General features: G+C 72.4%; 1 protein-coding gene and 1 pseudogene. Both read left to right on the top strand.

Annotated elements, in window-relative coordinates:
- Positions 1 to 55: 55 nt before the first annotated feature.
- Positions 56 to 11,152 carry a hypothetical protein gene (locus ND748_RS15645; protein WP_251746540.1) on the top strand — a complete coding sequence of 3,699 codons (11,097 nt, stop codon included), beginning with the start codon at positions 56 to 58 and terminating at the stop codon, positions 11,150 to 11,152.
- Between the two features lie 120 nt (positions 11,153 to 11,272).
- Positions 11,273 to 11,838, top strand: a pseudogene (locus ND748_RS15640) (hypothetical protein); the annotation flags it as partial.

Below are 11,838 nucleotides of genomic sequence, written 5' to 3'. Positions count from 1 at the left end.
CGTGGGCCCCATCGGCCGTCACTGGGGCGTCGCAGCGCCCGGTCGGTGGGAGGTCGTGCACGAAGCGGCGGACCGGCCGGCCGCGCTGGTGACCGATCCGGCGGGGCGGCTGTGGGCACCGGACGCCCCGGCCTGGCTCGCGATGGACAGCGATGGACTGGCGGCGCCCGACAGCGATCTCCTCCAGGAGAACGGGCCGCTGTACCAGTACCCGATCCTTGGCTATCCGGTGGGCGCGTTCCCGCTCGATCTTCCCCGCCTGCCGGACGGCCGTCTCGGCGTGGCGTTCGGGGATGGCACGGTGCGTCCCCTGGCGGAGGTGGGGGCGAACGTGGTCGCCGCCGCCGCGCAGGACGCACGACGCGAGCCGTTCGGGACGGTGGTGCTGTGGACGACGCCGCCGGCCGGCGAGGCCGAGTTCGAGGCCTTCGCCCGCGACACCGAGCTGCTCGCGGCCGCCTTCGGCACTCCGGTCGTCCGGGCCCGCCGCGGGGTCGACCCGTTCGCGAGGCATGCCGCGCCGGGGAGCTGGATGCCGGCGGCGAATGCCGCCGGCGAGAGTGCCCAGGCCGACCCCCCGGAGCTGGAGATCATGGCTCCGGGCGATGGGGCGGGGCTCCCGGGCTATCTGACCCTCGCTGACGACGGTCGGCTCGTCGCCACCAACGATCGCGACATCATGGCGTACGAGGGCGGCGCCCTGCTGTTCGGCGCCTACAGCGATGATGAGCAGGTCCGGGCGGTCCTGGAGGGCTGGCACAGCCCGCTGCTCAGCATGCCGGCGGTCGCCGGCGCCCTGCCGCTGGTGGTGGTGAACACGCTGGCGACGGGCGAGCCGTCGTGGCAGTCCGACCGGCCGGTGCCGCTGACGGCGCAGGAGGTGGTCGACGCCCTGAACGGGGCCTTCAGGCAGGCGGACGGATCCCCGCGGCCGGCCTCGCCGATCCGCCTGGTCTCCACCCGGATGGCACAGAACGAGGGTCCCCTTGAGGCACTGGCGGAGGAGATCTCGGCGCTGCTCGGCGGCCAGCCGGTGTACGTCGGCCATGACGCCACCCATGTTCCGGAGTTGGAGGACGTCGCCGCGCCGAGGTGGGTTCCCGTCGTCGCGTCGACCGGGGCCGCGTCCGCCGAGGGGCCCGACGCGCCGACGTTGGAGCACGTCCGGGACAGCCTGACGGGTGCGCTGGTTGCCCTCGATCACGAATTCGAGCCCTCGGGGTCGGAGACGTCGGAGTGGTATCTGGCGGGGGCGTCGGTCGCGGATCTCCTGGTGGTGCCGTTGATCGACGAGCAGGGGATCTTCGGCGTCGACCTGACCGGTCGGTTGTCCGACGACCGGCCGCCGCCCGGGGTCAGCCTGCCCGGCGAGCCCGACACTCTCGCCGCACCGCGATCCGAGGCGCCGGCATCGCCGAACAGGCCACAGCGGCGTCCCGGCGGGTTCGTGGTGGTGGCCGACGGTGATCTGGATGTCGTGCTGGGCCAGCATTCTTCGCTCGGTGGGGTGCGGATTCCGCCGGATCAGTTGGCCGCGATCGTGTTGGCGCACGCGCCGCGGGGCTTCGCCGGGCCGGTCCATCTGGGCGTCGGCGTCCTGGAACAGGCTCCAGGAGCGAACGTGCCCAGGCCCGGGAACCTGGGGTACGCCGCGTCGTTGCGCGCCGAGCTCGGCGTACCCGTGTACGCGACCCACCAGCGGGAGCCGGAGTACACCGAGGACGGTGTCTGGCACGAGGCCCCACCGCCCCCACAGGGTGAGATAGTCGCCGTCGGTTCCCACGTCGCCCTGAATTTCGCCGGGCCGGCCGTGGTCGGCGCCCCGCTGGTCGAGGAGGGGGAGCAGGCCGCGCAGAACGGATCTCTGCCCGTCGTCGTCGCCACCACGACCGACGGCCGGGCGGCCGTGCTCACCGAGCGCGGGTTCGAGCCGACGACACCGAGCCGCCTCGCCCGCCACATCCAGCTCACCCTGGCCAGGGAGGCGGCGCGCGGCCTTCCCAGCAGATTCGTCACGATCGTCCCCGAGGAGACCAGCGGCGAACCCCGTCAGGCTGGCTACGAGGACCGGCTGAGCCGCTTTCTGCGCGAGGTGCACTTCCAGCTTCAGCTCGTACCGCCCGAGGTGGGAACCGAGCTGGTCCGGGAAACGCCGCCGTATGCGGGGCCGGGGAATGTCCTGCGGTTGGGGTCGGCCGGGCACGGGCGGGTGGTGCCGGTGCCGAGTGCCGTTCCAAATGATGAGGAGGGTCTGCTCACGGCCCTTCTACAGAGTGCGGCCTCGCAGCAACCAGGGTCCGAGCTGGCGGACCTGTACACGCTGCTGCGCTCGGCGCCGGGACCGGTCGCCCGGACGGTTCGGGCGGAGCTTGCTGGAGTCGTGCCGGCGGCGCTGGCTGCTGGTGGCGGTGGGTTCGGTGCCGGTCCGGCGACCAACACCGTTGTTGATCTGCTGTCCGACGACGAGATGGAGCTGCTGGTCGACGTCCTGGAGGGCGACGGCCGGGAGCTGCGCGACATCGTCGGGGAGGCGCTGGCCACGGGGCCGGATCACCCGATGTGGGATCGGGTGGCGGGTTTGTCGTCCGGGTCGCCGCGGGGGCGCCGCCGGGCCGAGGTGGCGGCGGCGGTGCGGGACATGGCGCGGGGGTTGGGGCGGGTGCCGTCGGCGGGGGAGATGCTGGCGACGGCGTTGCGGGGGATCGGGCCGTATGAAGGCGGCCTGCTGGCGGTGTTCGGCCGGGACGCGGTTTCCGAGCTGCTGGGTGTCACAGTGCAGTGGGTGTCCGCCGGGCCCACCGGTTCCGGTTCCAGCGCGGCCGGGGACGGGCCGGCGGATGCGGTGCGGGTGTACGAGCATCCCGACTGGGACACGGCGTTGAACCGGTATCACGCGGTGGAGTCGCTGGGACAGGACTCGACGCTCCCGCCGCTGGGGGACACGAATCCACCCGCATCGGAGGCCGCCGTTCAGGACGCGGTGGACGGGGCCCGGCGGATTCTGCGGGAGCGACTGACCCGCTTGTGGACCCCGCCGCCCTACCCCACGCCGGTGGACCCGCCCAGCACCTCGACCGACCCGTCGGACCCGGCTCGACTCCCCGACGGGATCCGGCCAGCGGACTCCGCGGCTCGCCCGGACCCTGCGGCCGGACGGCTGGATCCGTCCGCCGGTCCAGTGATCGGCTCGGTGCGGGTCGACGGTCGCGATTTCCAGGTTCTGGAGGTTCCTGGCGACGGTCGCTGCTATTTCATCTCGGTGATCGTCGGTGCCCGGGACCAGGCATCGGACTCACCGGTGGCCGCCATGACGGTGGCGGACCTGGTCTCCCGCGTGGACGCATGGTTCACCGGGCCCGCGGGGCAGGAGCTGCGCAACGCCCTCGACCGGCCGGAGCTGGGTGGGGGCCCGGCGTCGATGGTGCGCGAGCTGTCCCGCGGCCTGGGCCTGGACGGGCTGCGGTTCGTGGTGGGCGAGTCCGCGCCGCAGTGGGGTCGCGGTGAGGCGGGCCATCTCCTTCGCGAGTTGGAGCGGGACGTGGCCGCCGATCCGACCGGTGCGCAGTGGAATCGTCTGCTGCGGATCTCGCCGGCGCTGGCGGGCATCGGCCGGCGGGGACAGCTCGCCGGATCGAGCGTGAGTGATCTTGTCGCGCGGTCGGTCCGGGATCCCGCCTGGTGGCACACGCCGTTCTTCGACCGGGTCCCGGAGATCGTCGCGGTGGCGACCGACCTGGACGTGGTGACCGTGCGGACCGGGCGTGCCGGCCAGGTGGAGACGAACCATCTGCATCCCTCGTCGGCGGGGACCCCGCGGGCCAGCGTGTACGTGCGGTACAACGGCATCGATCACCACCAGGCCATGGTGGGTGCCCCGGTCGCGGCGCCGGCCGGTTCGATCCGGCCGGCCGAGGCCGCCGCCGACTCCGATTCCGACTCCGATTCCGACGCCGACGCCGACGAAGTCGTGACGGAGATCGCCGATCTCGCGGTTCGGTTTGATCCGGAGCGGGGGCTGGTGGTCGCGGAGGGGATGGAGGGGTTGGCGGAAGGGCTGGTGGGCCAGCCGCATGTGACGTCGCTGTTCCTGCGGCGGACGAGGCTCGGCGAGCTGGGTGTTGCGCCGCGGGCAGGTGGCCGGCTGACTCCGGTGACGAGTGAGGTGCTGGAGCGGATGTTGACGGCGGCGGGTTGGCGGGGCGGTCCGGTGCAGGTGTGGGCACCAAGCGAGTCGGCGCCGAATGCCGATGCTTCCGACGATGCTTTGGACGAGTCCGAGGAGACCCAGGCGCTGACCTCGCAGCTACAGCGCCTGGCCAGGGACCTGAGAACGGAGATCTGGCTACCGAGGGACGGTGTCCCACAACGGGTGGTGAACGGCCAGCTCACGGCATCGGCTGATCACAGGCCCTGGATCGCGGTGCTACCGTACGTTAATCCCGGCAACCGTCGGCTTACCCCACCGCAATGGCTGGAATCCGCGCCGGATGGTTTCCTGACCCCGGGTGACGTGCGAGGGCCGGTGATCCTGGCCAACGGTGCCGCGTCGTTGACGTTGCCGGACTATCTTGATCAGTTGCCGTTTCTGCGGGCCCTGGATCAGTGGAACACCGGGATTGTCGAGCTGGTGCTTCCTGCACTCGAGGGCGGCATCGGGGTCATCGGAAGGTACGGAGAGGCGCGCATATTCTGGGAGGACCAGGAGGGTAGACGTGACGACGACAGCGACAGCGAGGACGCGGAAAGGTCCGATTACGGCGACCCGAGATCCTGGTTCTTTGCATTCCTGCGATCGGCCGGCTGGCAGCGCGATTACGATCAGCGGGCGGTAAGGCTGTGGACGGCGGGTGGTCCGGGCCGATCGGAGCGGATTCTGCGCCGGGTCATCCGCACCGAGGTACTGGTGCTCGACGAGAACAGTCACGGCGCGTTCGACGCCGCGGGCGGCGGCCCGCGGGCGATCGGCGCCGACGGGGAGCCGACGCAGTGGCGGATCTCCGGCCCCTACGTGGATCTCGGCGTGCACAGATGGGAGTCGGTCGACGGGAGGGCCGTCCCGCGGTCGGGCGCCGTCATGTTCCCTGGCGCCGAGACCCTCGATGGCACCGGTGAGCCCTTCGACGTGACCCGGGACGTCGATCCGCTCGCGGAGCCGGAAGCCGACGGGGGCCCGGCCGGAGAGGGGCGCGGGACCGGGGAGGTCCTGCAGGCACCGACCGACGGCACGGTGCCCGTGGTTACCGACGCGCTGGGGCACGTGTCGCCGCCGCAGGCCCCGGTGTGGTTGAGGATGGTCGCCGGTGGTCTGGCGTCCCCCGACGAGCAGATGGTCCGGTCGAACATCGAACGCTACACGGCCGCTTCGCTGGGATATTCGTCCGGCGCGTTTCCGCTTGATCTCCCCCTGTTGCCGGATGGTCGTCTCGGTGTGACGTTCGGGAACGGCGACGTGCGTTCGGTCGAGGAGATCGGCATGCAGGCGGTGGTCGACGCCGCGAGGGCGGCGGGAGGCGGACCGATCGGGACGGTGGTGCTCTGGACGGTTCCACCCGTCGAGGAATCGGCGTACCGGGTCTTCCAGAGCGAGATCGGACGACTCGCCGAGGCCTTCGGTCGACCGGTGGCGCATGTCCCTCGTGGGACGGACCCGTTCGCGCCGCACGAGGTGCCGGGCGGTCCACCACTGCGGAGACGAAACAGGGCGGCGCGACCTCCTGGGAACGGCCCTGAGCGGCCGGGGCTGACGATTGTCATGCCGCCCGCGCCCGACGTGTCCGAGGAGTTGCCGGGCTTCCTGCGGGTCGCTGCTGACGGCCAGCTCGTCGAGGACTCCTCGGATCGCGGCGTGGTGTGGTACGAGGCCGGTGCTCTGATCTTCGGAACGAATGCCCGCGGCGAGTACGCATGGACCCTGGCGGAATGGCATGAATCGCTGGAGGCGATGCCGGTCTCGGCCGGCGCTCTGCCGCTGCTGGTGGTGCACACGGTGCCGTCGGGCGAGGTGTCCTGGCGGATGGACGACTTGGTGCCGCTCCAGGCCGACGAGGTCGTGGCCTTTCTGCGCGCGTCCTTCAAGGAGCCTGGCCAGGATTTCCGTCCGGACTCGCCGGTCCGGCTGGTCGCGACCCGCATGGACCAGAACGAGGCGCCGCTGCGCCTTCTTGGTGAGCAGATCTCCGCGGCGCTCGGTGGTCAGCCGGTGTACATCGGCCACGACGCGACCTACCGGCCGGACCGGCGGGATCTCGTCGCTCCCCGGTGGGAGCGGGTGGGTGGGAGTGGGCCCGGATCGTCGTCACCGAATCCGCCACCGTCGAGGTATGTCCGGGACAGTGCGACGGGTGTCCTGGTGCCTCTCGACCACACCTTCGAGCTGGCGGAGTACGACGCGTCGGAGTGGTATCTGGCCGGGGCGTCGATCGCGGATCTCCTGGTCGTCCCGTTGATCGACGACCAGGGGGTCTACGGAGTCGATCTGACCGGCCGGCCGACCGACGATCAACCTCCGCGGATTCCGGGCGGGTTTCTGGTGCTGGCCGAGGGCCGGGCCGAGGCCGTGCTCGGTCACCATGCGTCGGTGGGCCCGTTGCGTGTTCCGCCCGAGCAGTTGGCCGCGGTCGTGCTGGCCCACGCGCCGCGCGGCTTCGCCGGTCAGGTCTACCTCGGTGCCGGGGGCCTGTCGGAGCCACCCGGTGCGCGGTCACCCCGACCGCGCAGCACCGGCTACGCCGCGCTGCTGCGCGCCGAGCTTGGTCTGCCGGTGAACTCCACTCATTGGGACCACCCGGACCTCAGCGGCCGCAGCGGCTGGCAGCGGGCCGCTCGCCTGCGCTGGGTTCCGCTGGTCTCAGGCTCCGTCGCGGGTGGGATGAACCTCTGGTCGACGCAGGTGAACTCGGCCACGTCGGTCGTGGCCCGCGATCTGCGCCGACAGATCGACGAAGCGCGGGCCCGCGGCGAGTTCCCGGTGCTCGTCGGCAGCATGGAGGACGGCCGGCTGGCACTGCGCGGCAGCTCGGACGGCTTCGAGCCGGTCACCCCGCGAGCACTGGCGCGCCTGCTCCGGGCCGAGATGGAACGGATCGGGTTTGATTTCCAGGAGACCATCTCCATCATTGCGGTCCCGCCCGGTGACTCCCGAACGGAGGACTACGAGGCGCGGGTCGACCGGTTCATCGGCGAGGTGACCCACCATCTGCTGGACCTTCCCATCGAGCGGCCCGGGGAGCTGGCGCGGGAGGCTCCGCCCTATCAGGGACCGGGGACCATCCTCCGGTTGGGGCCGGCCGGGCATGGGCGAGTGGTGCCGGTGTCGAACGGCATTCCGCATGACGAGGAGGGTCTGATCGCCGCGGTTCTGCACGGCGCGGCGACGCAGCACCCCCAGTCCGATCTGGCCGAGTTGCATCGGCTGCTGGTGGCCGCGCCGGGGCCGGTGGCCGATGCGATCAGCACGGAGCTCGGGATCTTCCTGCTCGGCTCGCCCGTGGCGGGCTCGGGCGGGCCGCAGGGGCGGACCGGTGCCGATGTGGTGGCTGATCTCCTCGACGACGACGAGGTGGGTCTGCTGGTTCCCGGTCAGGATCGGGACACAGCGGCGCCGCGGGACGTGGTGCGCCGGGCCCTGGCGCAGGCCCCGGATCATCCGATGTGGGACCAGGTGGCGGCGCTGCCGTCGGTGTCCCCGCGGGGGCGGCGTCGGCTCGCGGCGGTCGCGGCGGTGCGCAGTCAGGCGCCGTCGCTGGGGCGGGTGCCGTCGGCGGCGGAAACGCTGGCCCTGGCGTTGCAACAGGGCAGGCCGTACGACGGCGGGCTGGTCGCGCTGTTCGACCCGGAGGCGGTGCCGAGACTGTTGGGCGTCCGGGTGAACCGGGTCTCCGATGCCGGTGCCGAGCAGGACGCCGCGGCCGGGACGGTGTGGGTGTACGAGCACCCCGACCCGGACACGACGCTGAACCTCTATCACGCGGTTGAGCCGCTGGGGCGGGACTCTACCGTCGAGCCGGTGCGGTATCCGATGCCGCGGGAGCCGGCGCCGGAGACTGTCCGCCAGTCGGTCGAGCGGGCCCGGCGGATTGTTCGGGACCGCCTGGCCCGGGTGTGGGCGCCTCCCTCCTACACCCCGTCCCCTCACACCCCGTCCCCTCACACCCCGTCCGCGGAGTCGACCGGTCCCGTGCCGACGTCCCAGGCCGCTCGACCACCCGCGCCGGCGGTCGCGTCCGCCGCCGCGGCCGGGCGGCCAGGCCCGGTGACGGGTTCTCCGGCGCCGAGCTCTCCGGCGGCTGGTCCGGTGGTGGCTGGTCCGGTGGTGGGTGGTGTCCGGGCCGAGGGCCGGGATTTCCAGGTTCTTCAGGTTCCCAGGAACGGCCTGTGTTACTTCGCGTCGGTGATCGTGGGTGCTCAGGATCAGGCGCCGGGTTCGCCGATCGCGGGGATGACGCTGGACCAGCTCCGTGACCATGCGGCCGCGTGGTTCACCGGGCCGGCGGGATCGCAGATGCGTGACAGTCTTGACCTGCCGGAGAGAGGCGGCGGCCCCGGGTTGATGGTGCGGGAGCTGGCCCGCAACCTGGGCCTTAACGGGCTGCGCGCGGTCCTGACGCGGTCGGCCCCGAACCTGGGCCGGGGTGAGCCGGCCCATCTGCTCGCCGAACTGGAGACGGCGGTCAACCAGAATCCGACGGGTGTCGAGTGGAACAACCTCCTGCGGAGGTCGCCGCTGCTGAGACGGCTGGGGCGGCCGAGCGAGTTCGTCGGGATGCGGGTGAGTGACCTGGTCGCCCGTGCGATCCGTGATCCCGCCTGGTGGCACACGCCGTTCTTCGACGCGGTTCCGCAGATCGTGGCCCAGGCGACCGACCTGGACGTGGTGGTCGTGACGACGGGAGCGGGCCGCCTGGCGCGGAGCAATCATCTTCACCCGTCGCTGCCGGACGGGCAGCCGCGGGCGAGCGTGCGCGTGCAGTACAACGGGATTGATCACTACCAGGCCCTGGCGAACGGTCCGGCCACGGGAACCGGCCCGGCCGAGGTCCGGGGCGGTGACCCGTCGAGCCCGGGAACGACGGCGCCGATCGCGGACTTCGCCGTTCGGGTCGATCGGGACCGTGGGCTGGTGGTCGCGGAGGGGATGGAGGCACTGGCGGCCGGGTTGGTGGGCCAGCCGCACGTGACGTCGGTGTTCCTGCCGCGGACGCAGGACGGCGTGCTGGCGGTCGTTGCGCGCACCGGCGGTGAGCCGGTGCCGCTGACCTCGGATGTGCTGCGTGGGATGCTGGCGGCGGCGGGCTGGCGGGGCGGGCCGGTGCAGGTGTGGGCGTCGGACGGGGCGCCGATGGGGTCGCCGCACTGGTGGGCCGACCTGGCCGAGGCGACGCCGCGGACCGAGGCGTTGCGCAGGCAGGCGCAGGATCTGGTCCTGGAACTGCGCACGGAGCTCTGGCTGCCGACGGTGGGCGCCGAGCAGGGGGTGGACGGCGGCCGGCTGTTCTCCCGCGCCGGGCTGGGGCCCGGCTGGCAGTCGGTGCGGCCCTCCAGAAGCGCGGGGCGAGGCGCGGTGACACCGCCGCTGTGGCTGGCGGCCACGCCGTCTGGCCACCTGGAGCCGGGTGCTGTGTCGGAGCCGGTGGTCTGGGCCACCGGGATGGCGTCGGCGACGCTGCCGTCCTACCTGGATGCGCTTCCTGCTCTACAGCAGGTGGCTCGGAGGAGGGACGGCCTCTTCGAGATGATTCTGCCACGTGAGGGCGACGGCATCGCAGTGGTGAGCGGCGGCCAGGTGACACGTTTCCAGGACGAGGGCATGGCGGGTTTCAGCAACCGGTACCCCTCTCCCACCTTTGCGGACTACCTGGCGCTGGGGGGCTGGTCGAGAGACTCTCGGAGGTACGTGGACCTTCGGGTCTGGAGCCCCGGGGGGCCGGGTCGATCGGACCAGATGCTGCGCCGTTTCGCCGCGGAGGCAGAGGTGGAGGTGCTGGTCTCCGGCGAGGCCAGTCGAACTCGCCTCGGCCCGTCGGGTCCGCGGGCGGTGGACATCCAGGACCGGCCGACGTGGTGGGAGGTACTGGGGCCGCTGGCGGAGCGGGGAATGAGCAGATGGGTGTCCGAGGACGGCGTGGCGCGGCTGCGTCCCGACGACTCGGTGGTTCGTACGAGCACGGGTCTGACCGGGGCGGACGCCGCCGCCTACCCGTCCGCTGTCCTGCGTAGCGAGCAGCTCGCCGCGCGGCCCGAGGTCTACGAGGTGCGGGGGTTCACCGTCCGGCGCGGTGACACCGGCGCACCCGAGTTCGTGATCGAGCGACTGGACGGGACGTCTCACGCCCTGACGCCGACGCAGCTGCCCGCCTATCTGGCCGGTCACGGGTGGCGGCCGGGCCAGCCCCTGGCGGTGGCCGAGAACCGGCCGGACGACGAGTCCCACGACCTGCTCACCTGGCAGGCCTGGCAGCAGGTCGGCGCCGCCGCGGAGGTCTTCGTGTTCGTGCCGCCCGCTGGGGTCGCCGTCGAGCGGGTCGGCGACTACCTGGCCGTCGAGTACGTCAACCAGCCCTGGGAGATGGCGTATGCGCCCGCCGGTCGGCCGGTCCCGTTGGTGACCGACCCGGTCGGTCGGCTGTGGCCGGCGAACGCCCCCACGTGGCTGCGGATGACCGACAACGGGCTGGCTGCCCCCACCACCGACATGGCGGAGTTCCGATCCCAGTACGGGTACGGGATCGGCGAGCAGATGTACCCGTCCGAGGCCTTCCTGCTTGATCTGCCGCTGTTGCCGGACGGCCGTCTCGGCGTGGGATTCGGGGACGGCAGTGCCCGCGGGATCGACGAGGTCGGGGTGGACGCGGTCGTCACCGCGGCCCAGGCGGCCCGGCACCGGCCGTTCGAGGTGGTGGTGCTGCGCACGGAGCCGCCGACGGACGAGGACCAGTACCGGGTCTTCGTCCGGGACGCGGAGCGGCTGGCCGCCGCGTTCGGCCTGCGGTTCGTCCTGATCCGTCCGAACGCCAGGTTCGACATCCTGTCCCTGTCGCAATCGGTCAATATGATGTTGCAGAACGCGGTCCCGGAGCACGGTCGGTACGCCACCGGGAACCTTGAGCTGATCGTGCCGCCCCGCCCGCAGGACGGGCCCGCGGATCAGCGGTAGGGCCTCGCTGAACCGTCCGGCCCCCGCCCGCCGTGTTCCCGACAGGGGCTGCGCCGGCCGTCGTGGCCGCGGCGGCCGGCGCGGTCCGGCGAGCACGGTTCACGCAGGCGGGGAGGCGAGATGACCGACGTGGGAAGCGTGGACGCCGCCGAGGCCGGTGAGGTGACGGTGGCCGCCGAGGCGACGGTGATCAGCGTTCAGGACGACGCGGCGATGATCGACGCCTGGCATCGGGCGCTGCTCGGTCTCGCCGGCTACCTGCCGGACGCTCTGGTCAGCCAGGCGCGGGACTGGCTCGCCGCGGGGCGGCGCCTCGACCTGGCGCGGGCGGTCGCGTTCACGGTGAGCGCCGGCCAGCTCAGCCTCGGCGGCGAGGAGATCCTGCTGGCCCGGGAGGAGCTGACCGCCGCCAGAAGAGGGGACGGCACGGGCAATGATGCGGGCGATGGCGATGGCGATGGCGATGGCGACGGCGACGGCGTGGTCGACGGTGACGGCGATGCCGAGGGAGTGCTGGACGCGCTGCCGACCGGCGAACGGGTGCCGAGTGCCTGGACCTTCCGTTCCGCCGCAGCGGGGGAGCGTGGGCCGGCGGCGGCGCTGCCGCTCGACCTGACCGGGCCGGACCCGGCGGTCCCGCTGGACGACGTCGACACCGCCGCCGTCGAGGCGGTCCGGGCCGAGCC

Source organism: Frankia sp. AiPs1, assembly GCF_023716945.1.
Classification (GTDB): Bacteria; Actinomycetota; Actinomycetes; order Frankiales; family Frankiaceae; genus Frankia.
This window is presented reverse-complemented; position numbering and strand designations above follow the sequence as displayed.